General features: G+C 39.7%; 27 protein-coding genes. 12 read left to right on the plus strand and 15 right to left on the minus strand.

The features are described 5' to 3' along the window. Positions 1-14: 14 nt before the first annotated feature. On the minus strand, positions 15-665 hold the full coding sequence (locus ACE1TH_RS07460) for an ABC transporter permease (protein ID WP_255225359.1): 651 nt from the start codon (positions 663-665) through the stop codon (positions 15-17). A 20-nt stretch (positions 666-685) separates the two neighbouring features. Beyond that, entirely contained in the window at positions 686-1,855 is a 1,170-nt protein-coding gene (locus ACE1TH_RS07465) for a betaine/proline/choline family ABC transporter ATP-binding protein (RefSeq protein ID WP_099300513.1), read from the minus strand. Positions 1,856-2,105: 250 nt separating this feature from the next. On the opposite strand from ACE1TH_RS07465, the gene ACE1TH_RS07470 reads away from it, so the two are divergent. The 4 genes from ACE1TH_RS07470 to ACE1TH_RS07485 are packed head-to-tail and all read left to right on the plus strand — an operon-like array spanning position 2,106 to position 5,006. After that, positions 2,106-2,690, plus strand: coding sequence for a GbsR/MarR family transcriptional regulator (locus ACE1TH_RS07470; protein ID WP_099300512.1), 585 nt, complete (start codon positions 2,106-2,108; stop codon positions 2,688-2,690). Continuing rightward, positions 2,680-3,564, plus strand: coding sequence for a beta-keto acid cleavage family enzyme (locus tag ACE1TH_RS07475; RefSeq protein WP_375078664.1), 885 nt, complete (start codon positions 2,680-2,682; stop codon positions 3,562-3,564). Before ACE1TH_RS07470 ends, ACE1TH_RS07475 begins: the two co-directional genes overlap by 11 nt. 16 nt (positions 3,565-3,580) lie before the next feature. Further along, on the plus strand, positions 3,581-4,552 hold the full coding sequence (locus tag ACE1TH_RS07480; RefSeq protein WP_375078665.1) for a 3-hydroxyacyl-CoA dehydrogenase NAD-binding domain-containing protein: 972 nt from the start codon (positions 3,581-3,583) through the stop codon (positions 4,550-4,552). Further along, positions 4,536-5,006 (plus strand): thioesterase family protein, encoded by a 471-nt coding sequence (locus ACE1TH_RS07485; protein WP_375078666.1) that lies wholly within the window; start codon positions 4,536-4,538, stop codon positions 5,004-5,006. Before ACE1TH_RS07480 ends, ACE1TH_RS07485 begins: the two co-directional genes overlap by 17 nt. Positions 5,007-5,170: 164 nt before the next feature. Here ACE1TH_RS07485 and fur read toward each other — a convergent pair whose 3' ends face one another. The 3 genes from fur to ACE1TH_RS07500 form a co-directional block, all read right to left on the minus strand. Then, positions 5,171-5,656: a ferric iron uptake transcriptional regulator gene (gene fur, locus ACE1TH_RS07490; protein WP_099300508.1), complete on the minus strand. Its 486-nt coding sequence runs from the start codon at positions 5,654-5,656 to the stop codon at positions 5,171-5,173. 117 nt (positions 5,657-5,773) lie between these two features. Further along, positions 5,774-6,415 (minus strand): stage II sporulation protein M, encoded by a 642-nt coding sequence (gene spoIIM / locus ACE1TH_RS07495; protein ID WP_375078667.1) that lies wholly within the window; start codon positions 6,413-6,415, stop codon positions 5,774-5,776. A 50-nt stretch (positions 6,416-6,465) separates the two neighbouring features. Then, positions 6,466-7,008, minus strand: a complete 543-nt coding sequence (locus ACE1TH_RS07500; RefSeq protein WP_375078668.1) for an NUDIX hydrolase — start codon at positions 7,006-7,008, stop codon at positions 6,466-6,468. Between the two features lie 75 nt (positions 7,009-7,083). On the opposite strand from ACE1TH_RS07500, the gene mciZ reads away from it, so the two are divergent. Beyond that, positions 7,084-7,248, plus strand: coding sequence for a Z-ring formation inhibitor MciZ (mciZ, locus tag ACE1TH_RS07505; protein WP_176554204.1), 165 nt, complete (start codon positions 7,084-7,086; stop codon positions 7,246-7,248). Here the strand turns inward: mciZ and ACE1TH_RS07510 are convergent. Next, complete coding sequence (locus ACE1TH_RS07510) at positions 7,241-7,771, minus strand: TlpA family protein disulfide reductase (protein WP_176554203.1); 531 nt, start codon at positions 7,769-7,771, stop codon at positions 7,241-7,243. The two genes, mciZ and ACE1TH_RS07510, sit on opposite strands and share 8 nt — an antisense overlap. Before the next feature lie 86 nt (positions 7,772-7,857). Between ACE1TH_RS07510 and ACE1TH_RS07515 the strand changes: the two genes are divergently transcribed. Further along, the gene (locus ACE1TH_RS07515) at positions 7,858-8,691 is read left to right on the plus strand and encodes an undecaprenyl-diphosphate phosphatase (RefSeq protein WP_099300504.1); all 834 of its coding nucleotides are present in this window, start codon (positions 7,858-7,860) and stop codon (positions 8,689-8,691) included. 26 nt (positions 8,692-8,717) lie between these two features. Here the strand turns inward: ACE1TH_RS07515 and ACE1TH_RS07520 are convergent, their stop codons facing one another. The 3 genes from ACE1TH_RS07520 to ACE1TH_RS07530 all read right to left on the minus strand — a co-directional run bounded on the left by ACE1TH_RS07520 (position 8,718) and on the right by ACE1TH_RS07530 (position 11,134). Continuing rightward, complete coding sequence (locus tag ACE1TH_RS07520) at positions 8,718-9,839, minus strand: 2,3-diketo-5-methylthiopentyl-1-phosphate enolase (protein ID WP_375078669.1); 1,122 nt, start codon at positions 9,837-9,839, stop codon at positions 8,718-8,720. Positions 9,840-9,923: 84 nt separating this feature from the next. Continuing rightward, positions 9,924-10,490, minus strand: coding sequence for a DUF2179 domain-containing protein (locus ACE1TH_RS07525; protein WP_099300502.1), 567 nt, complete (start codon positions 10,488-10,490; stop codon positions 9,924-9,926). Between the two features lie 152 nt (positions 10,491-10,642). Next, the gene (locus tag ACE1TH_RS07530) at positions 10,643-11,134 is read right to left on the minus strand and encodes a PTS sugar transporter subunit IIA (RefSeq protein WP_099300501.1); all 492 of its coding nucleotides are present in this window, start codon (positions 11,132-11,134) and stop codon (positions 10,643-10,645) included. 203 nt (positions 11,135-11,337) lie between these two features. Between ACE1TH_RS07530 and ACE1TH_RS07535 the strand changes: the two genes are divergently transcribed. Genes ACE1TH_RS07535 through ACE1TH_RS07550 form a run of 4 tightly spaced genes read left to right on the plus strand, consistent with a single transcriptional unit; the run spans position 11,338 to position 15,418 of the window. Further along, positions 11,338-12,111 (plus strand): carotenoid biosynthesis protein, encoded by a 774-nt coding sequence (locus tag ACE1TH_RS07535; protein ID WP_176554202.1) that lies wholly within the window; start codon positions 11,338-11,340, stop codon positions 12,109-12,111. Beyond that, on the plus strand, positions 12,108-12,779 hold the full coding sequence (locus tag ACE1TH_RS07540; protein ID WP_099300499.1) for a lysophospholipid acyltransferase family protein: 672 nt from the start codon (positions 12,108-12,110) through the stop codon (positions 12,777-12,779). Before ACE1TH_RS07535 ends, ACE1TH_RS07540 begins: the two co-directional genes overlap by 4 nt. Before the next feature lie 9 nt (positions 12,780-12,788). Continuing rightward, the gene (locus tag ACE1TH_RS07545) at positions 12,789-13,931 is read left to right on the plus strand and encodes a glycosyltransferase family 2 protein (RefSeq protein WP_099300498.1); all 1,143 of its coding nucleotides are present in this window, start codon (positions 12,789-12,791) and stop codon (positions 13,929-13,931) included. Beyond that, positions 13,928-15,418 (plus strand): phytoene desaturase family protein, encoded by a 1,491-nt coding sequence (locus ACE1TH_RS07550; RefSeq protein ID WP_375078670.1) that lies wholly within the window; start codon positions 13,928-13,930, stop codon positions 15,416-15,418. The genes ACE1TH_RS07545 and ACE1TH_RS07550 overlap by 4 nt, the downstream gene beginning before the upstream one ends. 2 nt (positions 15,419-15,420) lie before the next feature. Here the strand turns inward: ACE1TH_RS07550 and ACE1TH_RS07555 are convergent, their stop codons facing one another. Genes ACE1TH_RS07555 through ACE1TH_RS07570 form a run of 4 tightly spaced genes read right to left on the minus strand, consistent with a single transcriptional unit; the run spans position 15,421 to position 19,583 of the window. After that, positions 15,421-16,257 carry a phytoene/squalene synthase family protein gene (locus tag ACE1TH_RS07555; protein ID WP_099300496.1) on the minus strand — a complete coding sequence of 279 codons (837 nt, stop codon included), beginning with the start codon at positions 16,255-16,257 and terminating at the stop codon, positions 15,421-15,423. A 24-nt stretch (positions 16,258-16,281) separates the two neighbouring features. Beyond that, on the minus strand, positions 16,282-17,724 hold the full coding sequence (locus ACE1TH_RS07560) for a phytoene desaturase family protein (protein WP_375078671.1): 1,443 nt from the start codon (positions 17,722-17,724) through the stop codon (positions 16,282-16,284). Next, complete coding sequence (locus tag ACE1TH_RS07565) at positions 17,721-19,214, minus strand: phytoene desaturase family protein (protein ID WP_099300494.1); 1,494 nt, start codon at positions 19,212-19,214, stop codon at positions 17,721-17,723. The genes ACE1TH_RS07560 and ACE1TH_RS07565 overlap by 4 nt, the downstream gene beginning before the upstream one ends. Before the next feature lie 57 nt (positions 19,215-19,271). Next, a complete protein-coding gene (locus tag ACE1TH_RS07570) occupies positions 19,272-19,583 on the minus strand; it encodes an MGMT family protein (RefSeq protein WP_099300493.1) in 312 nt (103 codons plus the stop codon). Between the two features lie 69 nt (positions 19,584-19,652). Between ACE1TH_RS07570 and ACE1TH_RS07575 the strand changes: the two genes are divergently transcribed. Next, positions 19,653-20,276, plus strand: a complete 624-nt coding sequence (locus ACE1TH_RS07575) for a TVP38/TMEM64 family protein (RefSeq protein WP_375078672.1) — start codon at positions 19,653-19,655, stop codon at positions 20,274-20,276. Positions 20,277-20,307: 31 nt separating this feature from the next. Here ACE1TH_RS07575 and asnB read toward each other — a convergent pair whose 3' ends face one another. Then, positions 20,308-22,158 (minus strand): asparagine synthase (glutamine-hydrolyzing), encoded by a 1,851-nt coding sequence (gene asnB / locus ACE1TH_RS07580; protein WP_255225358.1) that lies wholly within the window; start codon positions 22,156-22,158, stop codon positions 20,308-20,310. Positions 22,159-22,325: 167 nt separating this feature from the next. Beyond that, positions 22,326-23,078 (minus strand): SDR family NAD(P)-dependent oxidoreductase, encoded by a 753-nt coding sequence (locus ACE1TH_RS07585; protein ID WP_099300491.1) that lies wholly within the window; start codon positions 23,076-23,078, stop codon positions 22,326-22,328. Positions 23,079-23,206: 128 nt separating this feature from the next. Between ACE1TH_RS07585 and ACE1TH_RS07590 the strand changes: the two genes are divergently transcribed. Beyond that, entirely contained in the window at positions 23,207-24,010 is an 804-nt protein-coding gene (locus tag ACE1TH_RS07590; RefSeq protein ID WP_375078673.1) for an ion transporter, read from the plus strand. Positions 24,011-24,072 lie beyond the last annotated feature (62 nt).

Raw genomic sequence — 24,072 nt, forward strand, 5'->3', positions numbered from 1 at the left:
CTTGCTTACTCCTCTCAAGCAGCTTCTTTTTCTCGATAAGCTTTTGGTGTTAATTTTTTCTCTAGCGCGGATAGTCCCCAGCTTGCAAGCAACGCTAAGATTGTTGCTGGAAGCGTTCCTAAAATAATTAATTCTGGTTGATATAAATTTAAGCCATCAAAAATGAGATCACCTAAACCACCGCCACCAATAAACGCTGCTAATGTTGCCCACCCAATTAAGTAAACTGTCGCAAAGCGAATGCCTGACATAATAACAGGTAGCGCGATTGGTAATTCAATTTTTTGGATGAGCTCGCGGTTATTCATGCCCATCCCTTTACCTGCTTCAACTAGTTTTGAATCGACTTCTTTAACGCCTGTGTACGTATTTCGTAATATAGGAAGAACAGAGTAAATAAACAACGCAACAATTGCTGGTGCCGTCCCTACGCCTAGAAAAGGCATGAGGAATGCTAATATCGCTAGACTCGGAACCGTCTGCAGAATTCCAACAAACGAAATAATACGGTCCGCGAATTTCGGGATACGCGTCAGATATATGCCTGCCGGGACTGCAACAATGACGCCTAATAAAATCGCAAAAAACGATATATAAATGTGTTCACCTGTTTTCTCTAGTAATTCCCAACCATACGAAGACAGCGTTGATGTAATCGCATCGATCATCGTCTCATCTGCCTCCTTTAAAGTACTGATTCTACTGCTTCAATTTCATTAACTTCTAGACCATTTCCTTCACCCCAGATGGTGTCATATACCATATCTGCGAGCGTAGCACGTGTAACGATTCCAACGAGTACCTCGTCTTCCGTAATGACAGGGACATACTTGCTTCCACGGCGAAGCATTCTACGCATCGTATCCCGTAGTAAACTTTCTTTTTTAACCGAATAAACCTCCGTTTCCATCGCTTCATGGATATACGTTTTCTTTTTAAAACTTGCGTCAATCATTTCAATATCTACGAATCCTTTTAAACGGTATGCATCATCAACAACAAGAACCGAATCAACTCTTGCTTCTCGCATCTTTTGAATCGCATCTTTAATTGTCGTTTGTTCCGTTACTGTAACGGGATTAGCATTCATAATCTGCTCAACTTTTGTCACATCAGGTCGACTTTGTAGCAAGCGGTCTTTGCCAATAAAGTCTTCAACGAATTCATTTGCAGGATTTCGTAAAATATCGTCAGGAGTACCGACCTGTACAATTTCTCCTTGGTTCATAATGACAATCTTGTCCGCCAACTTAATCGCTTCATCCATGTCGTGGGTAACAAATACAATCGTCTTGTCCATTTCTTTTTGTAACTTCTTAAATTCTTCTTGTAAGGTGTCTCGTGTAATTGGATCAAGCGCACCGAACGGCTCGTCCATTAAAATTAATGGAGGATCAACGGCTAGAGCTCGTAACACACCAATTCGTTGCTGCTGTCCACCACTTAACTCATGCGGATAACGATGTAAAAAACTTTCTGGCAAATCAACAATTTTAATAAGCTCTTTTGCTCGATCGTCACGGCGTTTTTTATCCCATTTGAGTAAAGAGCCGACGAGCGAAATGTTTTCCCCTACTGTCATATGAGGAATTAATCCTATTTGCTGAATCACATAGCCGATGGAGCGTCGTAATTTAACAGGATCTTGATTTAATACATTTTCCCCATTTACAAAAATTTGTCCTTCTGACGGCTCTTGAAGCCGGTTGACCATTTTCATCGTAGTTGTTTTCCCACAACCACTTGGTCCGATAAAAACAACAAACTCGCCTTTTCCAATGTGTAGATTCATATTTTTCACTGCTGGCTTGCCGTTTTCGCTATACTTTTTTACAACATTTTTAAATTCTAACAAGTCACATACCTCCAAATGTTTCCGCTCTCTTACGCACCTTTAAATTATAGACAAAGCATGATTTAAAAAGAAAATCGCAAAATCATGTATTTTAACGTAAACTTCATGCAATATAAATTGCACAAAGTTTATATATAGTCCTAGCTTAAAATTTCGCCCGTTTTCTCCTTAATACTCTCCTATTTGTCTTTTTGCCTTTTATTAAAACTATGGTAAGGTTAGTTCTGATTTGATTGAAGGAGGTTAGGCTGTGACGAAATCAAAAGAAACGCTTCTTGATGACCTACAGGCGTGCGAAGATCTTATTGCCGATCGGGTTGCCAATAACATGGAGACTTTTGGCGTATCATCTACCGTTGGACGTCTGCTAGGTATAATTTATATGAATCGACAAGCAATGACACTTGATGACCTTGCCGATAAAACAGGTATGAGTAAAACGAGAATGAGCCAGGTCATGCGACAGATGATTTCTTTAAACATTGCTGAAAAAGAGTTTGTAAAAGGAAGTAGAAAAGAACACTACAATGTAGAAAGTGATTATGTACAAACTTTTATTTCTCTTTTTACAACGAGTTGGAAGGAAGTCATTACCCGTAATATGGCACTTGAGCGTCGCTTGCGTGATAAATTAAAAGACATCGAAGAAGATATGGGTCATAACCCCTCAGCCGACATTCTTGAGAAACATCAAATGATGACAAAAGAGCTAGATGACTGGACTGCTTATTATAACTGGATTGATCGACTCGTTGATTGTTTTGAATCAGGCGATATTTTTCAATTAGTTCCCGTCCATCCAAAAGACAAGGAGGAAAAAAAACATGACTTCTAAACGTATTCTTACCGCAGCATTAACAGGGGCAGGTGATACAACCGAAAAAAGCCCTCACGTCCCTATTACACCTAAGGAAATCGCCCATTCAGCGATTGAATCTGCTAAAGCTGGGGCTGCCATTGCGCATATTCATGTACGTGATCCACAAACAGGAAAATTAAGTCATGATGTAGCGCTTTTTCGTGAAACGGTTGAACGGATTCGTGAAGCAGATACGGACGTAATCATTAACCTTACCGCTGGCGGTGGCGGTGATTTTGTTCCAAATTTAGAGGACCCGACACGTGGTGGACCGGGAACAGATATTCAAACACCTGTCCAAAGACACGAGCCTATTGGTGAGCTTCTTCCTGAAATTTGTACATTAGATTGTGGAAGCCTTAATTTCGGAGATCAAGTTTATCTTGGGCCAGAATCGTGGCTGCGTGAACACGCAACGCTCATTAAAGAAAGCGGTGTAAAGCCGGAATTAGAAGTGTTTGATACGGGCCATATTCGACTTGCTAATCAACTTATCGCTGAAGGCTTAATTTCGGAGAACCCAATGTACCAATTTTGTTTAGGTATTCCATGGGGAGCAGACGCAGACCAAGAAACGATCGAGTATATGCGCGGGCGAATTGTGGATGGCGCGACGTGGTCCGCATTTGGAATTGGACGTTTACAGCTTCCCATTCTAATCGAAGCTGCTAAATTAGGCGGAAATGTACGTGTTGGTTTAGAAGATAACCTCTACCTTGATAAAGGTGTTCTTGGAACAAATGAACAGCTTGTCGATAAGGCTGTAAATTTACTCCAAAAAGAACAACTTGAACCAGCAACGCCAGAGGAAGCTCGTGAACTCTTAAACTTAAAAAAACCTGTACGCTAAAAGGAGGTTTATTCAAATGGAACAAAAAACGATGGCTGTAGTTGGAACAGGCGTGATCGGCAACGGGTGGATCGCTCGTTTTCTTGCAAACGGACATCGGGTCATTGCTTACGACCCTGCCCCTCAAGCAGAAGAAAAAACACGTGCAATGTTAACCGAAATTTGGCCCACCTTAGCCCAATACGGACTTCATCCGCAAGCATCCATAAACAATCTCTCATTCGCTGACCAGCTTTCAGACGCAGTCGCATCAGCTGATTTAATCCAAGAAAATGTTCCAGAAAGAGAAGATTTAAAAAAAGACGTGATTGCTTCCATTGATTCTTTTGCAAAACCTGAAGCGATTATCGCCTCGTCTACATCCGGCTATATGCCTTCTGTTTTGCAACAAGCTTGTGCCCATTATCCAGAGCGTGTCATTGTTGCACACCCGTTTAATCCGGTTTACCTCATTCCTTTAGTTGAGATTGCAGGCGGAAAACAAACATCTTCAAAAACATTGGAAAAGGCAAATCAGCTTTACGATCAATTAAATATGAAGCCACTTGTGATGTCTGGAGAAATTGATGGACATATTGGGGATCGTTTAATGGAAGCATTATGGAGAGAAGCGTTGCACATTGTAAATGATGGCGTGGCGACAACGGAAGAAGTCGATAAAGCCATTGTTTATGGTCCCGGCTTACGTTGGGCGCTCATGGGCCCTTTCCTTACCTTACATCTTGCTGGTGGAAATGATGGAATGAAGCACATGTTAGAGCAATTTGGACCAGCTTTAAAACTTCCGTGGACACGACTGATTGCCCCTGAGTTAACAGACGAATTAAAAAACAAAGTTATCGATGGTACGTCGCTGCAGTGTGGCGACATTAGCATTAATGACATGGAACACCGACGAGACCGCTTCTTGATGAAGCTGATGCAGTTACTTGAAGAAGAAGGCTTTTGGCCATCAGAAAGGGTGCTAGCTTATGAAAGACAGTCATAATCTCTGGAAAGGTCAAGTACTTCCTGAATGGGTTGATTACAACGGCCATATGAATGACGCAGAATATGCTCGTGTATTTAGTTTAGCGCTCGAAGAACTTATGGCCTTTATCGGTCTTGACGAATCAGGTCGAGAGAAGCACCACTACACGATCTTCACTCTTGAGAATCATATTAAGTATTTAGCTGAAGCACATCAAGATGAATCATTACTCGCCTCTGCCCTTATTTTAGATCGCGATTCCAAACGAATCCATGTGTGGGTGGAATTGAAAAATCGCGATCATCACGTAATCGCCACAAGTGAACAGATGATTATGGGCATGAGCCAAACCTCTCATTCACCAGCTCCTTTTCCTAAAGAAGTTGAAGAAAAAATTACACATGTCCCTCACGCAAAAAAAAGCGACTGGCCCAAAGCAGCAAATACCGTAATCGGCATTCGAAGAAAATGATTTGTACTTGAATAAGAAATTGCCCTAACCACGTTACCTCAATAAGTGTGTTAGGGCAATTTTTATCTTTTTTTTGGTTAACTTCGTTCGAATTTATGCGTGTCTAGTTTTTTTATTTTAAACCCCATTCTCAATTAACACAAAAAAACCGCCAAAATTGGCGGTTAAACTTGTTTTGCTAATGTTGGATCTGTTTCTTCTTTTGATAAAGACTGACCATGACACCTGTGGCAAACGCCGTGGAACGTGAGTCGATGATCTTTCACTTTAAAGCGAAAATCTCGCTCAACAATCGTTTCAACTTCGCCTAACAAATCTTCTTGAATTTCATCAACTGCCCCACACTCAATACAAACAAGGTGATGGTGCGAGTGGTTGACACCTTCTTGGCGCAAATCAAACCGCGAAACGCCGTCTCCAAAATTAATTTTATCAACAACTTTTAGTTCAGTTAATAACTCTAACGTACGATAAACGGTTGCTAGACCAATTTCTGGTGCTTTTTCTTTAACAAGTAAGTATACATCTTCAGCACTCAAGTGATCTTCTTCATGCTCTAATAAAACCATGACAGTCGCTTCCCGCTGGGGCGTTAGTTTATAGCTTTGAGCATGTAATTGCTTTTTAATTCGCTCTAATCGATTTTCCATAACAGCCTCCTCCGTCCAAGCGATCTAGTTTCTTTATTATAAAATGGGAGAAAACCGATGTCAATTAATAATTATTATAAATTGAAAATGAATATTAATTACTATTTTAGACTCATTCTAAAATAGTGACAACGTCCATTTTAAAAGGGCTGGCGCAACATACGCTTCAAAAAAAGCAGCGATAAACGTTAATGCAAGTAGACAAACGATTATCAACGTGTACCTTAGAAAATGAGGAAAAATAGGCTCATGCTGTCCTTTGAGAAATGTATGTTTAAATAATCGCATACAGAAACGAACGCTTAAGCAACCTACCGCAATAAAAACAGGAATTAATATAATATTTTGTGGGAATACGCTCACAAAAGCAATGACAAATCCTTGAGCGCCCATTTGATTTACTAGAAAGCCTACTGTAAAACCGATCACAACACCTTTCATAAATAACAGCACAAAGATAAGAGGCAACCCAATCATTGAAATGCCTAAAATCCATAACAATCCAATGTACTTGCTGTAATGAATGATACTCGCAACGAATAATTCGTTTGCGGTTGTATCAATATGTCCATTATTCATTTCATGGAAAAACTGACTTAAATATTGAAAAAGATCATGTCGTTGAGTCAGACTAATACTATTAACGAGAAACGCCCCGAAAATAATTCCCATTAAGAAAAGAATGCTGACAAATAAATAGACAGATTTTCGTTGTTTGATATGGGTAATAATTTGATCTACCGTTTCAATTCGTTTCATAGCCTGTCCCTCCTCTCTTCACTATATGTCGAAGAGGGTAAAGCTATGACTTACAAATCCTTTTCTTTAAGCTTTAAATATTGGATTGCATACAGCGTCTTCGCATCATGAATTCGCTGCTCTTTTATTAGCGCTTCACATTCAGCCAACGTCTTCGTTACAACATGGACAAATTCGCCTTCGTCAAGCTCTTGCTCTCCAACTGTTAAGCCGGTTGCTTCATATACATAGACGATTTCATCTGCAAATCCGGGTGAAGTATAAAACGAAGCAATTTCTTCAAGATGGCTAGCTTCATAGCCTGTTTCCTCTTTCAATTCTCTAAAAGCTGTTTTAATTGGCTCTTCATTTTTTTCGATTTTCCCTGCTGGAATTTCAATGATCGGTTTTTCTAATGCTTTTCGAAATTGCTCTACAAGAATGATTTCATTTTTCTCCGTAACGGCTATAATCGCAACAGCTCCGGGATGTTTCACAAGTTCGCGCTTTGCTTGTTCTCCATCTTCTCGCTCCACTGTATCAACGAGTACATCAATCACTTTCCCTTTATAAATCTCTTCACGTTTTATCGTTTTCTCTGAAAAAACTGTCATGATTTTCACGCTCCTTGCATGTCCTATGTATATGTGGGTTTTGTTCGACCTAAAATGATGACGAGGTGAACGATCTTGAAAAAACACATTCGATCAAATCAATTACTTTTAACTGGTACGAAAGCAGACATTTTGTTTGAACTAAAAAAAGCGGCCATGACCTATACGCTTGTGACGGATTGGATTCTCATGGAGGAGTCGTACGGCTCTAGCACGAAACATTTAAAGCGAATTAAGTAGTTGATCCTGGTATAGCTGCTTCAATTCGTTCCATTAACAGATCATTTGTCACTTCACCAATAATTATATCTTGAATCGTTAAACTTGAATCGAGAATGTATGTCATTGGTAAGCGTGAAGGTTCTACTGCTTGAATAAACGCACCGTCTGTATCAAACAGAACAGGTAGCGTTAAACCAATTTCTTCTATAAACTCAACTGGATCCGACGTGCGATATTCCTTTGTTAACATATTGACTGTCACAACTTCAATCTTATCTTGCTCATCATTTAATTCCATAAGCTCAGGCATTTCTCTTACACATGGTTCACACCACGATGCCCAAACGTTTAAAACAATTACTTCAGAAGAAAAATCGTCGAACGACACGTCTTCCTGGCCATATTGTTCCATCGTCAAATTTGGAATTTGATCATTTTCTTGTAGTGGACCAGATGTGCGATCCATATTTATTAATACGATGATACCTGCCGTTATTGCAAGTAATAAGGCGATAAGTGTCACCATACGTTTCCGATTCACGTGAACACCTCTTTTCGAGTTCATAAAAGTCTGCTAAAATAAGCAAGTATTGCCCAAGCTTACTTTAATTAGAAGGGAATTGTAAAATGACTTTACTAGAAGCCGTTATATTAGGTTTGGTCCAAGGGATTACCGAGTTTCTACCAATCTCTAGTTCCGCTCACCTAATTCTTGTTCAATCCATGTTTGATATGACGTTTGAAGGGCTTAGCTTTGAAATCTTGTTGCATTTAGCATCGGTCCTAGCAGTGATCCTTTACTACCGAAAAGATATCTATGAAATTATCCGTGGCTTTTTTGCTTATTTCACGAATCAAACACCACAAAACCGCTCCATGTTCATGTTTGCTATTTATCTTGTTGTGGCAACAGGTATTACAGGTGTTGCAGGCATTTTGTTTGAAGACTACATAGGCGAAACATTTCGCGCACCCGTCTTTATTGCGTTAGCATTAGCCATTACCGGTCTTTTCCTTATTATTATAGAACGTTTTGTAAAACTAGGAAACCGAACCGAAAAAGAAATGACGATTTGGGACTCCATTTTCGTCGGATTAGGACAGTGTCTTGCTTTAATTCCCGGTTTATCTCGTTCAGGAACAACGTTGATCGTTGGGATGTTTGCGGGTTTATCAAAAGAAACAGCTGTTAGGTATTCTTTTTTATTATCCATACCTGTTATTCTAGGTTCGTCTGTCCTTGCGATTCGCGATTTAACATCTGGCGATCTGCTTGAACAAACAACCGTGACAGCTCTCGGACTATCGTTTCTCGTAACGTTTGTTGCTTCTTGGATTGGGATTGTCTTTTTTATTAATCTCGTACGAAAAAGCAAACTTGTTTATTTTGCAGTATATTGTTTCATTGTTGCGATCCTCGTTTTTATTTTCAGAGATGCCCTAGCAACAACGACCATATAAAAAAAAGCGGCGCTCGCCGCTTTTTTTTACGTTGACTGGATCGCTTTGATAAACGCTTTTCCTCCAGCCTCTACCCCACCTGTATAGCGATGGACGCTCCCACCTAAGTTTATAATGACTTCTTTTCCAAAATCAGCCTTCACTTGTTCAATTGAATTAAAATCAATCCCTGCTGATGGAATCGGAAAAGTCGTTTTCATTTCTAACTTCTGTGTTAACTGCTCTTTTACATGTTGAGCTTCTTCCTCATTAATGCCCATTCGGCCGTAAGGAGATGGAAATAACACAGCGTCTGCTCCTGCCATACGCATTAGTTTGCCGAGGAGCAATCGAGATGAAATCCCGTGTTGCTTCGAGCGAATCATCATACCAGCTAAAGAAGAATGAGCAAAAATCGGTACATCAATCTCTTCATCTTCCCGTAAGCCTTGAAGCACATCAATACCGTAAGCAAAGACATTTAGTAGAATAGCCGGAGCACCTAAACCGATTGCTTCTTTTACTCTTTCTTTTAATTCAAATGTTTTCCCCGTCACGTTCACGACATAAAGTGGGGTACGACCAGTCTTTTCAGCGGCTTCTGCAATGGCAGCTAGCCCAACTGGCACCCGCTGTTCAAGCGGCGTCCAATCATGTTCAAATAATCGCTCATCATCTTGAATAATGTCAATTCCACCATAACAATGGCTAAGCATCTGCTCATGGAAAGAATCAACTGATCGTCCAATCGCCCCTTTTGCTACACTCATTGCTAATGGTCGATCATGGACATCAACTAAATCACGAATTCCGTCGATGCCTAGTCTTGGCCCTGGAAATAGCTTTAGTAAATCATGTGAAAACTGTAAATCAATGAGCTTTACATTCGGCTCATATGATAGCCGTCCATACGTTGTAGTTAAAATGGAAGGAAAATCAGGAACTTCATACGCAACCGGAAACGAGATCGTAACAAAATATCCTGGTCCATATGCAGCGTCTTCTTTTATGGATACAACTTGCCCTTTATAAGCTAAACTTTGTTGCTTCTCAGATTCAGGCATTTCTTGCCAAGGCTTTGCTGTTAAGCCTGTCGCCATTCTTTCAGCTTTTAATTCGATATGTTCTTTTTCTTCCGTTACATAATATATTGCTTCAATATGCGCCAAATCCCTTTTCCTCCTCGTAACAAAGAATTAGCTTTATCATCCAAAAAAATAAACAAACTGTCAAGATTAAACGCTTCCTCATTTTTAGTTAGCTGCGTTCTCCGCCTTCTGTTTTCGCTTTAAATAGCGTTCACGTCTTCTTTTCATTGCTTTTGTAATATAACCACCTTTAAAGTTACGTGGTTCAAAGGAAACAATAAACGCTGCTGGTTCAAAAGAAGAGACAATTTGAATAAATTCTTTTTCTCGATCTCTTCTCGCTGTACAATCAAGTTGACAACGATTCGAGTTCATTCCTTCTACATATGAACTCGACACACTGAAGCCTAATTCACGTAGTCGATCAATAAGAGGTTGATTTTTCTCTGGAATATTCACTTCTATACTTACATAGCCGATTGCTAATTTTTCTTCAATCAAGGCACCTAAGAAAAGACCAATACCAAATCCTAATGCGTATGCTGCCATATTCCAATAATTAGACAAGTCATTAAAAATAATGGCAATCGCAACAACATAAATTGCGCCTTCTAACATCCCCATTGCTGCAGCACGATGCTTTAAGCCTTTGACCATCATAATCGTTCGTAACGTTAAAATTGGTACGTAAATCAATTGTGCAAAAAAGATTATTAAAGCAGTCACTAGCAAAGCCCTTCACCCCATTATTCATATTTTTCGTGCGTGCTGTTTAACCGAATCTTTCCGTAGTTTAACAGGTTCATTCTCATTTCGCTATAAAAAAATAATGAGCAAAAAAAGAAAAAAACAGCGCTGAGATGGAGCGACCATCTCGAACGCTGTTATTTCTTCGTTAACTTAAATAATGGAGATTCGTTTGCAACTACATCCCCATCAGCAAGCTTCTCAAGAGAGAACTGATCGTGATTTGTGACAACAATTGGTGTAATCGTATGGGCCGCTCGTTCTTTGACTAAGTCTAGGTCAAATTCAATGATGACATCCCCTGCTTTTACTTTATCGCCTTCTTGTACATGTGCAGTAAAACCTTCACCATTCATGGCTACCGTTTCAAGTCCGATATGAACAAGTAGTTCTGCTCCATTTTCAGTCTCAATTCCGAAAGCATGCTTTGTTGGAAACACTTGAACGACTTTTCCATCAATAGGTGCGACAACTTTACCTTCTTTCGGTTCAATTGCAAGACCATCGCCAATCATCTTTTGACCAAAGGTTGGATCTGGAACTTCTTCAATGGCAACCGCTGTTCCGTTGATTGGTGCTTGTATCACTTCTGGCTCAACATTGTTTTTTCCAAATAATTTTTTGAACATCTTTCCACTCCCTTTGCATAATGAGTCAAATGCGCTCATAAAATCGTATTTTACGTTGATTTTATCGGTTATGTCAAATCATACTATTCCCTCTTTACACGGTACTAAACAAATGAACGATATTCAATTGCAGGCGTTTGTATTTCTTATGGACAGGGAATAAAATAAAGGTTGTATTGACTATTGACTGCTGGAGGTAGATTTTGATTGTAGATCGTATCCTTTTTCGTTTTTTTATTGTGTGGTACCTATGCGGCGTTATTTTAGTTGGCTTTGACTTACTCCCCCCTTGGCTAGAATGGGCAAACGCTGTGTTTTTACTAGCTGCTGGTGCACTTGGAGGCTTTTATTTATATCGAGAGTATAAATTATTCGGTCTTTTCTTTAGCATTTTTATTATCGTTTCGACCATACTCGTTGAATACTTAGGCGTTCAATATGGGCTTTTCTTTGGGCATTATTTTTATAATCCAGATTTTGGACTATACATAGCAGATATTCCGTTAACAATTGGAACCGCATGGCTTATGGTCATTGCGACAACGCATGCACTTGTAAAGCCGATGGTACAAGCGATCAAACAACCAATTATTCAATTGTTGCTCTATAGTTTCGTTGGTGCCATTGCTGCTGTCGTGATGGATTTAATTCTTGATCCTGTTGCAGCCAATGTCAAACAGTATTGGGTTTGGGATGGAGACGGTTTCTATTATGGGATTCCTTTTTCAAATTTTGTTGGCTGGTTTTTTATCGCTTTAACGCTCCATTTCTTACTTTGGATTGGCGTTCGCTTCCTTCATCGCACAAAGGAATTCCACCCTTATTGGCAAGCCAGAATGATCGTTTTATATGTGTTAATGATCGCGATGTTTAGCATCATTGCCCTTGTAAATGGCATTATTTTCGCACCTCTTCTTACAATAGGGTTAATGAGTATCTTGTTATTCTTATACAATCGTGCGCGGAGGCAAACATGATAAAGGCTAGACGTAAACCATGGCTGCTACGTTTGTTTCGCTTTTATGTCCAGCAATTTCTTTTCAAACGATCGTTTTCGAACGTTTTGATTCAAGTGGATGAACCATTCGAACAAACCCGTCCACTTCTCTTTATTGGTAATCATTCTAGCTGGTGGGATGGCATGGTTGCCTTGCTTTTAACGAAGCATCAACTTAAACAGCCACTTTTTATGATGATGTCGGAAGAAGGATTAAAAAAATACTCCTTCTTTCGTCATTTTGGCGCGTTTTCGATTAATCGTAACAAACCGAAAGAGATGATTCAGTCTCTTCGGTATGCCCAAGAAATTCTAATGAACAACAATAGTGTCTGGGTGTTCCCACAAGGTGAGGAACAAGCATTAGAGAAACGACCGCTCGGCTTTTTAAATGGCATTGGCTGGCTAAGTGATAAAGCTCCACAACACACACACGTCGTCCCGATTACCATGTCCTATGTGTTTGCAGACAAGCGAAAGCCGTATCTCCTCATCCATATTGGAAAAGGGCAAGCTATCACTGCGCTGAATGGAGCAATTGAAGAAAAAACTGCTTTTCTCGAGCAATTGCTTACCGCTCAACTTGACGAACAAAAACAGGCGATAATTAAAAAAGATTATACATCCTATACCGTTCTTTCATTGTAAAAGCGTGAAATGAACGAAAAAAGAGGTGGGATTTTGTTCACACTTATTCTTATCATTGGACTGAGTTTGTTGCTCTTGTGGCTCCTCTTCAATTCTCTTTTCATGCCTGTTCTCAAAAAAGACTTCTCCACAGTTAGAACAGGCGACAAACCACTCGTAACCATTCTTGTGCCGTTAAGAAATGAAGAACACAATGTACAACCCTTAATTGAAAGTTTACACAAATTAACATACCCCAAGCTTGAATTTATTTTCTTAAACGACCAATCGACAGATGAAACGCTACCACTGTTAGAAAAACATACGCAGATGCTTTCACATGCACGAATTATTCAAGGTGAAAAACTTCCTATACATTGGGTTGGCAAAGTGTTTGCTTGCCATCAATTAAGCAAGCATGCACAAGGTCGATATTTATTTTTCCTTGATGCGGACATACAGATTAGGCCGGGTACCATCGAAGCCTTACTCCATGTTGCGAAGAAAAAAAACCTTGGCTTACTTTCTGGATTTCCACAATTCCCAGTAAAAGGAACGGCTTGGCTATGTCAACTCCTTGTCCCTATGCAACATTTGATTATTTACTTGCATTTGCCTTTATACCTTGCAAATCGTACGCAAATGCCACTTGCTTCAGCTGCCCACGGCTCGTTTATGTTTTTTTCGAAATCGTGCTACGACCAAATTGGAGGCCACGAAGCCATTCATCGTTCTTTAACAGAAGATATTCAACTAATGCGCAATAGCAAACAAGCCGGTTTCGCGACGCAACTTGTAAACAATACTGCGTTTGCTTCCTGTAAAATGTATGACACAACAAAGGAAGTTTGGCATGGGTTCGCAAAGAATAGCTTTCCGGGCATTGGGCGCTCCTATTTATTATCCGTGCTGCTAATGCTCTTCTACACGGTCATATTTGTTGCGCCGCTCTTTGTTGCTTTATACGGAATCGTTTCGCTCCAGCTTTATTACATAATCCCATACGTGTTAACTGTTCTTATAATGGCATGGATCAATTTTTTGTCAAAACAAAGACTCGTATTAAGCTTTTTTATTCCTTTTTCTGCAGCAAGCTTAATTAGTATCCTTGTTTACTCCATGTTTCTCTCTAGACGTACAGGCTACACGTGGAAAGGAAGAGTCTATAAATGAAATCAGTTGCGATTATCGGTGCTGGCTTAGGAGGACTCTCCGCCTCCATTCTTCTTGCTTCAGCAGGCTACCATGTCGATGTATATGAAAAAAATCACTACGCCGGCGGAAAAATGAAACGGTATACGGTCGGAGGGGCTCGGTTTGATTTCGGTCCGAACACGATTACGATGCCAAACGCATTTAAAGACATTTTACGTTTAAGTGGTGTAAATCCAGATGAGTATATCGAGTTTAGAAAATTAAACACCCACACAATGAATTATTTTTCGGACGGTTCAACATTGCTCGCTTCAAGTGACCGAGCGACCATGCTTGAACAACTTCAATCATTTGATGTTCGTCCTGAACAATTTGATCGTTATACACATTCAATTAAGCAACTTTATACCCATGCTGTAAACGAATTTTTCCCGCGTACGTTTTCGAGCTTACAAGAATTTGCATCACTACGGTTGCTTCGTGCCTTTTCAGCTGTTAAGCCGTTTACGACTATGCACCAGTATCACCGTTCCTTTTTTGAAGATCAACGAGTTGTTCAAATGTTGGATCGTTACGCAACATACATTGGCTCCTCTCCTTATTTAGCGCCGGCAACCTTTTCGATGATCGGCTATCTAGAGTTTTTAGATGGGGTATACTACGTGCCCGGAGGAAATCCAACGATTGCTGAGGCTTTTCAAAGACGGGCGGAAGAAATAGGTGTAACATTTCACTTCAATGAAGAAGTGAGTAAACTACATGTTAATGACAATAAGACCGTCACGTCTTTGTCAACAAAGTTTGTTTCCAGAAAAGCTTACGATGCCTACTTGTTAAATGGTGACTTCTTGACGGTATATCCAAAACTCGTTGACAAAAAGCATCGTCCTTCCTTTACAGAAGATACAAAAGTGAAAGAACCAACAAGTTCAGCTTTTGTGATTTTATGCGCGACCAATCAAAAGACAAGCGCTCGTCATTATCACCAAGTTTATTTTAGTAAAGACTACGAGCAAGAATTCCAACAACTGTTTTCACAAAAGACGTATCCATCTGATCCAACCATTTATATTAGCAATTCATCGACCTATGATCGAAGTGCTGTTTCTGACCAAGCTGAAGAAGGAGACAACTTGTTTATTCTTGTGAACGCTCCTTCCTTAACACATGAAAACCGCGATCTTGATCCAGATCAATTAAAAAACTGGGTGTATGATCACTTAGAACAGCGCGGGGTCTTTATTAGAAACTTCATTATCGACGATCTAGTCATTACACCAAAACAACTTGAAGAAGAGTTTCATTCGTATTTCGGAGGTCTCTATGGTTATACCTCTCATACACTTCTACAAGCCTTTAATCGACCTTCTACAAAAGGGAAAGACCTCACTAATTTATTTTTTGCTGGAGGGTCTACCCACCCTGGGGGCGGTTCCCCTATGGTCGTTCAAAGCGGAAGAAACGCTGCAAACCTCATAAAAAAAAGCCTAAGATCTACTACATGATCTTAGGCTTTCAGTTCATTAAGAATGAGTTCTTTTTCCGTTTTCGGTACATAGGACTTTTGCGAAAAGACATTATAATTATTTACTCGAACTGCTTTTAAAATCGCACGATACATCATGCCTGCACCATGTACAGGTAACCTTGCATCAATTGGATACAGATGCATATCTTTAAACGCCTCTTGGTACAACGCCTCTGCTCTTGTCGCAATATGCTCCCACATCTGAATAAATGAATCATTTCGTTCACCATTCGCTAATTGATCTTCTGTTACCCCATAAGCCCGCATGATCGACTGCGGTACATAGATCCGATCTCGATTTAAATCTTCACCAATATCTCTTAAAATATTCGTTAGCTGCATCGCTTTCCCGAGTGCGACGCCACTGTTATAAAGCTGCTTATGATTCTTCGGAGCAAGCACAGGTAGCAACATTAAACCAACTGTACTCGCAACATGATAGGAATATTCCTCTACTTCTTCCAACGTTTGATACCTCTTTAAGTACAAATCCATTCGCTGCCCTCTTATCATATGGAAAAAAGGGGTTGGATCCATCTCAAACTTCTCGAACACGTCATGAAGGGCTAGCCATTTCGGGTCTGATAACGGCAGTTCATTTTTTGTAAAGCGAATAAACGCTTCTTCAAATTTCTCTAATTCAAGTGAAGGTGACTGTCCCTCATCTACAATATCATCAACGGTTCGACAAAAAGCATAGATTGCCCACACCGCTTGTCTTTTTTTAGCTGGTAACGTGCTAAAAGCTTTCGCAAACGTCTTAGAATGTTGCTTAATAATCGTATGGCATATTTCGTAAGCGTCTTGAGTCTTCATTTCATCCCCTCCATCTTCGGTTCCTTATCCTCGTATCGCAGCTTCCTGTTGTAATTCTTGGACGAATAGCTTAACGCCTTGCATAACAATCGGGATTCCCCCACCAGGATGCGTCGATGCTCCAACAGCATAAATATTTTTTGCTTTAAATGGTTGATATTGTGGTCGAAACACGGCTGATTGCGTGACCGTTGGTGCGAGTCCAAAGCTTCCTCCCTCATATAATCCTTGCGCTTTTGCATCTTTAGGGGTTCGCACATCAAGCCACTCAATATGGGCTTTTAAGTTTGGAAATGCTCGCAATTCAAGCTGTTCAAGTACCGTTTCCACAAGCTTATGACAGTCATCTGTTTCCATTTTAGCCGGGATCGGGATAAGTGCATAAAGCACACCTTTTCCTTCAGGTGCTAACGACGAGTCGATTACTGAAGGGTGAAACGCATATATCGACGGAAGTGTCGACAAATCCCGTGCTTCAAAAACATCTTTCATATGTTGATCGAAATCGTCCGACATTAGAAATTGATGAATAGGACTTTCTTCATAAACTTTATCTAATCCTGCATATACCAATAAACAACCTGAAGAAGGTACGTACTTTTTCTTGACTTCTTTTTGTTCGACGAGGGCTTCAGCTAATGGGAAATCCAAATTCATTACGAATCGGTCCCCTTCATAAATCGTATTGTCCACTTTGACAGCTGTACCGACGTTCCCTTTATAGAGGATCTCATTTACTTCTGCGTTGTTTATTAATTTCACGCTGCGACTTTCGAGTTCTTCTACAATTTTTTCAACTAAATGTGCATAGCCCCCTTTTAAGTACCAAATCCCATGGGCATGTTCACTATAGGAAACGAGCGAATAAAGTGCTGATGAATTCGTCGGGTTTCCGCCGATATAGAGAGATTGGAGTTTGTACGCATTTTGGAGCCGCTGATGTGAAAAGTAGCTCCGTATCATTTTATCTACAGATTGATACGCCTTTAACTCGTACAATGTTTTCAAGTTCGAAACCGTATAAAAATTCCTTTTTTGATTAAAGCTTTTATCTAAAAACGCCGCTTTCCCCTTAACAAAATTCTGTTCCATCGCCTGCATAAATTTAGGAAACTGATCTTCTTCGCCAGGAAAAACCTTTGAAATTTCTTCACGCTGTTTATCCATATCCCGATATTTCCAAAATGACTCTCCATCCGGGAAACTCATCTTATAAAGAGGATCGATTTGGACAAAATCTAGCGAGCTTACATCCATTCCTGATTCCTCTAATATAGACGTAATCATTTCTGGTAGTAAGACAATAGTCGGCCCTTGATCAATTTTGTATTCGCCATGTCGATGATAAGCTAAACGACCACCAAAATAGTTGTTTTTTTCTAATATAGTGACTTCATCACCATTGTTGCTTAAGTATAATGCCGTTACGAGCCCACCAATCCCACTTCCGACGACAACTGATTTCATTTTATAAGAATTCCTTTCTTGTCCGCTTTAAAAATGCCGTTAGCTGTAATTGTCGCTGAGGCTAAAATGGTTGGCAGCCCACTTCCTGGATGAGTTCCTCCACCAGTTAACCAGCAATTTTTTAGTTCTTCAAATTTATTATGAGGTCTGAAGTACATCATTTGACCAAGGTTATGAGCAAGATTAAAGGTGGCACCTTTATAAACGTTAAACTGATGCTGCCAGTCTGTTGGCGTAACTACGGAATATGATGAAATGTGGTTCCTTAAATCTTTAAACGTTGATTTCCGTTCAATTTGATCAAAAATGAGTTCCGCAAACGTCTCTTTATGTTCTTCCCAATCTAATTGACTAAAATTGTTTGGGACAGGAGCTAGCAAATATAATGGTGATTTCCCTTTAGGTGCGAGCGTGTCATCTGTTACGATCGGATTATGGATGTAAATTGATGGATCTGCAGATAATGTTTTTGATCCAGTAATTTCTTCAACATTTTTTTTGTAGTCTTCAGAAAAAACAACCGTATGATGATGCTCGTTGTACACTTTTTCCACATTTGCGTAAATCATAAACGTTGAACAAGAATATTTTTTATTCTCTAATTTGGGAGTCTTGTATTTCTTTAAATGCTGATCGTCAACTAAGTTGCTCATCGCATGAGCAAAATCTGCATTAATAACGAGCTCGTCCGTTTCTTCTTGCTCCCCGTCTTCATACGCTAAACCTTGCGCACGACCATTTTTCACAACAATCTTCTTCACAGCACGATTTAATTCGATTTCGCCACCTAATTCTTGAAAAGCTGTTGCTAAAGCTTTTGTAATTTGGTTCACCCCACCAACAGGATGAAAAATCCCATACTCATGTTCCATAAAGGATAAAATACTAAAAGCTCCTGGGCATTCCCACGGGGACATCCCTAAATATTTTGATTGAAACGTAAACGATAGCTTCAGGCGTTCATCTGTAAAATATTTGCTTAACTCATCATAGAGTGTTTTCCCTAACGATAGACTCGGTAAAGCTTTTAAAGCTCGTAATCTCGTATAATCAAGGAGAGAATCATGCTTATTTTGCAGAAGTGGCATTAAAGCATTCATTTTCTCTCTTGTTTCCGTCATAAATCGTAAGTAGCCTTCTCCGTTTCCTGGAAACAAGCGCTCGATTTCGTTATACGTTTGCTGTTCATTTCGATTTGGCGCAAACGACACATCAGTAAACTGCAATTTATAAAGCGGGTCCACTTCTTTTAGCGTTAAGTAGTCTGATAAGTTACGCCCAACTTCAGCAAAAATGTCTTCCAGTAGATGAGGCATGCTAAAAAATGTTGGACCACGATCAAATACAAAGCCATCTTGATTGAAACTTGAAGTCCGCCCACCAACGTATCCTTGTTTTTCAACTACTTTTACTCGATACCCTTTACCGGCTAATAAAAGCGCTGTTGCCAGTCCGCCCGGTCCAGCACCAATCACAATAATTTTCTTCATTTATTCACCCTAATTCTTAAACAAATTTCTCTTTTTTTATACCCTTATTCAGCGACCTTAAACTATTGGACCCATCCAGCTATGTCCTTTCATGTTCACTCGACCATCTTCTTGAAATTGAACCCCTTCTTCTTTTAGCAGCTCTTTCTGTGAATAAAGATGATTAAAAACAAGATGGTCATTTAAGGAGCCATCTTTTTTTAAGACTCGATGGGCTGGTACATCATCAGGTGCCTGCTGCATCGCCCAGCCAACCACTCTTGCACTACGTGGTGCTTCTAAAATCGCTGCAATTTGTCCATATGATGCCACTTCTCCTTTTGGGATCTGCCGGACTACTTCATAGATATTGTCAAAAATTAAACTCATCGTTCCCGCCTCCTATCTTTATGTATTTGCTAAAATAAGAGTTGACGACCATAAATATTGAGGTGAATTATGAAAAAAAAGATCGTCGTTTTTCTTATCTTTTTAGGGCTAGGAATTCTAGTCTTTCGTTTTCAAGATGATTTCCTATATTTTATCGAAACACTTGGAAATCAATCAATTGTTTTGACGACATCGATTGCAACATTATTCTCTTTATTCCCGATCATTCCTTATCCAATCATTGGAGGCTTAATTGGCGCTGCATACGGACCCTATCTAGGTAGTTTCGTCACTTGGGCGGGCTCATCTATGGCATCCATTCTCTTTTTTGTGTTTATTCGGTACGCCTATCAAGATACTGGCTTGAAGTTGATTCACCGCTTTCAAGTTACTTCAAGAGTTACGATGTTATTTGAAAAAAATGCGTTCATGACTATATTTATTACGAGATTGGTCCCAATAGTCCCTTCTATTCTTGTAAATGCATATTCTGCTTTAAGTCGTGTTTCCACAACACAGTATATTGTGGCATCCTCTTTAGGGAAAATGCCCTCGATGATTTTATTTGCTTCCGTCGGACATACCATTATCCATAACCCTAGCGGTTTAATTCTTGTCGCGTTCTTTTATGCTTTATTTTTAGCGCTTGTTTATATTTCCTATCGTCTTTGGACCAAGCGACAACCTAAATGAGACCAGGGAAACAAATTCCTGGTCATCATTTTTATGAGTCTTCAATTTTTATGTGATAATGTTTAAGCCAGAAGTCCATTTGCACGAAATGAGCAAGTAGTTGCGGTCCAGCCATAAGCTGACCAAAATACGGTTTACCAGTATCAAAACCACCTGTATCCGCAAGGTCCTTTAATTGTTTGCGCTCGATAAAATCAAACAGGGGCGAATCACTTTGCTGCGCAATCGCCTGAATTTCTTTTGTAACGGCATTTGTATAATCAGGATGATGGGTTTTCGGATACGGGCTTTTCTTACGGTACAACACATCATCTGGAAGTAACCCTTCAAGGGCTTTACGCAAAATCCCTTTTTCACGTCCACCATGGACTTTCATTTCCCATGGAACATTCCAAACATACTCAATAAGCCGATGATCAGAAAACGGCACCCGCACTTCAAGGGATGCGCCCATACTCATACGATCTTTTCGGTCAAGCAAGTTTGTCATAAACCAGATCATATTTAAATAGGAGATTTCTCGTCTCCTAGCTTCTTCTTTTGAGTCCAGTGCAAAGGTTGGTACATCCTTAATGGTCTCTGTATAGCGGTCATACACATAATTTTTTAGATCGAGTTTCTTTCTCCATTCAGGCTTTAATAATGCATTGCGCTCATCAATGGATCTCATCCACGGAAAGCCATCAATATTCATCACCTCGGGCTTATGAAACCACGGATACCCTCCAAAGATTTCGTCAGCACATTCGCCTGATAAGCCAACCGTCACGTCTTGTTTGATTTCTTTACAAAACCATAGCAAAGACGAATCGACATCTGCCATTCCCGGAGTATCTCTTACGAGGACCGCTTCTTTTAACAATTCTGCTAGCTGAATGTTTTGGATCACACAGTTTTTGTGGTCGGTCTGACAATGCTTTGAGACCTTTTTAATCCATTCACCATCAGCATTTGGCTGAAAGGCACTCGCTTTAAAATATTTATCGTTTTCTTCATAGTCAACAGAATAAGAAGAAATGCTTCCTTTTCCTTCTTTTTTATAATGATTTGCTGCTAACGCCGTAAGAGCACTCGAATCAATACCACCTGATAAAAACATGCCTACAGGAACATCAGCAAATAATTGTCTTGCTACAATGTCTTCTAAAAGCAGTCGAATATGTTGAGCGGTCTCGTCAACGGAATGCGTATGTGCTTCGCTTTTTAACTGCCAATATCTACGTAACACGAGCTCTTCTTTTTTATACGTTAAAAAATGAGCAGGTTTTAATTCATGAATGTTTTTGAAAATTCCATGCCCTGGCGTTCTTGATGGAGCTAAACCCATTACATCTGCCAACCCAAGCCTGTCAACAACTGGCTCTATATCTCGGTGAGCCAATAAACTTTTCAATTCAGAGCCAAATAGTAAAAACCCGTCACGAACGGTATAAAATAATGGTTTCACACCTACTCGATCTCTTGCCATAAATAATGACTTTGTTTCATGCTCCCAAATCGCAAATGCGAAGATCCCATTAAATTTCTCTACGCATGCCTCTTTCCATTGAATATAAGATTTCAGCAAGACTTCTGTATCGGAATGACCAGAAAAAGTGTGCTCCTTTTTCGCTAACTCTCCCCGAATCTCTTCTGTGTTGTACAATTCACCATTATAGACAATTGTATAGGTCTTTCCATTGACTGTTTTTGTCATTGGCTGAACCCCACCTTCAGGATCAACCACGATTAACCGTGCATGACCAAACGCTACGTGCTGATTAGTCCACGTTTCTAGTGCATCAGGCCCTCTTCGGTTTAGCGTCTGTGCCATTTGTTTAATTTCTTTTTGTTCTTTCCTTAAGTCTCGTCGCCAATCAATCCACCCTGTAATCCCGCACATCTCATTACCAGCTCCTTCTGGAATGTAACGGTCCTGATGCAACCCTACATTTCCTCACTCCTAACCTATGCTATTCAAAGAAAAAGCCAAAAGTGCTTCTTTTTAAAGGAACTGGACGTTTTAAGATTGGTTAAAAAATGAATTAAACAATATGTAGGCGGTGGTGGTTATTTTTTATAGAAAAAGGGCTTTCCAATTCCTTCAATAAAATGTGGAGCTAGTTGATATAGCTTCCCTAAAATCCCCAATACTCGAGGAAGGTTCACTTCACGTTTCTTTGTTTCTAAAGTCTGAATGACTCGCTCCGCTACTTGATCTGCCTGTAGCAAATGAGCACCCATATTGTCACTGTAAGAGCCGGTTTTATCTGCTGCTTGTAAGAAAGGTGTGTCAATTGGGCCTGGGTTAATAACAGATACGCTTACATGATATGGTTTTAATTCTAATCTTAACCCGTTAGAATAACCAAGCAAGGCATGTTTTGTTCCTGCGTACACACTTGCTTTAGCAGTAGCCACTTTTCCCGCTAAAGAGGCAAGCTGAATAATATGTCCTGATTTGTTCTTTTTCATATGCGGCACCACACGATTGGTAAGCTGAATCACACCAATCATATTTAATTGAAACATTGTCTGAACATCATCGTCAGAAAGATCCCACGATGAGGCAAAACGACCGATCCCAGCGTTATTAATCAGTACATCCGGCTGTAAATTTGCATCATACAACTGGCTTACACTCGAATGAATAGAATGGACATCGGTCAGATCCATTGCACATGTATACGTCCCTTTATCTATCTTTTGTAACGTTCCATACCTTCTTGCTAGTTTCACAACTTGAACATCGCGTCCTTTAAGTTGTTCACAAATTTGTTCTCCGACACCGCTTGATGCACCTGTTACCCATATTGTTTTCATTGATCATTCATATCCTTTGCCATAACTTTTCAACTCTTGTAATAGCCCTAGCGTACAATGGTTTATTCTTCCCCTTCAACTTTTTTCTTGCTATGATGACGGAAGAGAATTGAGGGGAGAAGGCAGGTTTGAAAAATAAGCTTTATCAAATTGTTAACCATAAGGCATTGCAAATAACGGTTATTAGTTTAATCGTTATTAACGCCATTTTAGTCGGAGTGGAAACATACGACCACATTTATCAAGATCATCAAACTTTTTTTCATTACGCCGATCGCATTTTGCTATGGATTTTTACAATTGAGATTGTGATGCGGTTTTTTTCAACCTCAGTACGTTCCTTTTTTAAGAGCGGCTGGAACTGGTTCGATACACTCATTATTTTAGCTGGGCATTTATTCACTGGCGGACATTTCGTTACGGTTTTACGTGTGTTGCGCGTGCTGCGTGTCTTAAGAGCGATTTCAGTTATTCCATCTCTAAGACGGTTAGTCGATGCTTTAGTCATGACCATCCCATCCCTTGGCAATATTTTGTTTTTAATGGGGATCTTTTTATACATATTTGCTGTGATTGGAACGATGCTTTTCAGTGATATTGCACCTGAGTATTTCGGGAATTTACAACGGACGATCTTAACCTTATTTCAAATTGTTACGTTAGATTCGTGGTCAAGCGGCATTATGCGCCCGTTAATGGCATACAACCAGTGGATCTGGATTTACTTTGTTTCCTTTGTACTAATAGGAACCTTTATTATTTTCAACTTATTTATTGGTGTAATTGTCAATAATGTTGAAAAAGCAAATGACTCTGAAGAGGAAGAGGACCCGGCAAATAAACAGGTATCTGTATCAGTCAGTGAGTTAAAACGCATTGAACAGCAGCTTGAATCAATCCAAGCTGAGTTAAAAAAACAAAACCATTCTTAAATCGATTTAGCAAAAGCTAGCAAAAAAAACTTTATGAATGAGCACCCCTCATTCATAAAGTT

This window comes from Shouchella sp. JSM 1781072 (assembly GCF_041949915.1).
Taxonomy (GTDB): Bacteria; Bacillota; Bacilli; order Bacillales; family Bacillaceae_D; genus Shouchella.

What these genes read in the sequence shown, in the direction of transcription:
- asnB (WP_255225358.1), bottom strand. Translation starts at nt 22,158, where the DNA reads ATGTGCGGGATTACAGGGTGGATTGATTGGCGACGAGACTTAAGGAAA.
- ACE1TH_RS07545 (WP_099300498.1), top strand. Translation starts at nt 12,789, where the DNA reads ATGAACGAAAAAAGAGGTGGGATTTTGTTCACACTTATTCTTATCATT.
- ACE1TH_RS07485 (WP_375078666.1), top strand. Translation starts at nt 4,536, where the DNA reads ATGAAAGACAGTCATAATCTCTGGAAAGGTCAAGTACTTCCTGAATGG.
- ACE1TH_RS07475 (WP_375078664.1), top strand. Translation starts at nt 2,680, where the DNA reads ATGACTTCTAAACGTATTCTTACCGCAGCATTAACAGGGGCAGGTGAT.
- spoIIM (WP_375078667.1), bottom strand. Translation starts at nt 6,415, where the DNA reads ATGAAACGAATTGAAACGGTAGATCAAATTATTACCCATATCAAACAA.
- ACE1TH_RS07530 (WP_099300501.1), bottom strand. Translation starts at nt 11,134, where the DNA reads ATGTTCAAAAAATTATTTGGAAAAAACAATGTTGAGCCAGAAGTGATA.
- ACE1TH_RS07575 (WP_375078672.1), top strand. Translation starts at nt 19,653, where the DNA reads ATGAAAAAAAAGATCGTCGTTTTTCTTATCTTTTTAGGGCTAGGAATT.
- ACE1TH_RS07570 (WP_099300493.1), bottom strand. Translation starts at nt 19,583, where the DNA reads ATGAGTTTAATTTTTGACAATATCTATGAAGTAGTCCGGCAGATCCCA.
- ACE1TH_RS07480 (WP_375078665.1), top strand. Translation starts at nt 3,581, where the DNA reads ATGGAACAAAAAACGATGGCTGTAGTTGGAACAGGCGTGATCGGCAAC.
- ACE1TH_RS07560 (WP_375078671.1), bottom strand. Translation starts at nt 17,724, where the DNA reads ATGAAATCAGTTGTCGTCGGAAGTGGGATTGGTGGGCTCGTAACGGCA.
- ACE1TH_RS07540 (WP_099300499.1), top strand. Translation starts at nt 12,108, where the DNA reads ATGATAAAGGCTAGACGTAAACCATGGCTGCTACGTTTGTTTCGCTTT.
- ACE1TH_RS07515 (WP_099300504.1), top strand. Translation starts at nt 7,858, where the DNA reads ATGACTTTACTAGAAGCCGTTATATTAGGTTTGGTCCAAGGGATTACC.
- ACE1TH_RS07500 (WP_375078668.1), bottom strand. Translation starts at nt 7,008, where the DNA reads ATGACAGTTTTTTCAGAGAAAACGATAAAACGTGAAGAGATTTATAAA.
- ACE1TH_RS07550 (WP_375078670.1), top strand. Translation starts at nt 13,928, where the DNA reads ATGAAATCAGTTGCGATTATCGGTGCTGGCTTAGGAGGACTCTCCGCC.
- ACE1TH_RS07555 (WP_099300496.1), bottom strand. Translation starts at nt 16,257, where the DNA reads ATGAAGACTCAAGACGCTTACGAAATATGCCATACGATTATTAAGCAA.
- ACE1TH_RS07585 (WP_099300491.1), bottom strand. Translation starts at nt 23,078, where the DNA reads ATGAAAACAATATGGGTAACAGGTGCATCAAGCGGTGTCGGAGAACAA.
- fur (WP_099300508.1), bottom strand. Translation starts at nt 5,656, where the DNA reads ATGGAAAATCGATTAGAGCGAATTAAAAAGCAATTACATGCTCAAAGC.
- ACE1TH_RS07565 (WP_099300494.1), bottom strand. Translation starts at nt 19,214, where the DNA reads ATGAAGAAAATTATTGTGATTGGTGCTGGACCGGGCGGACTGGCAACA.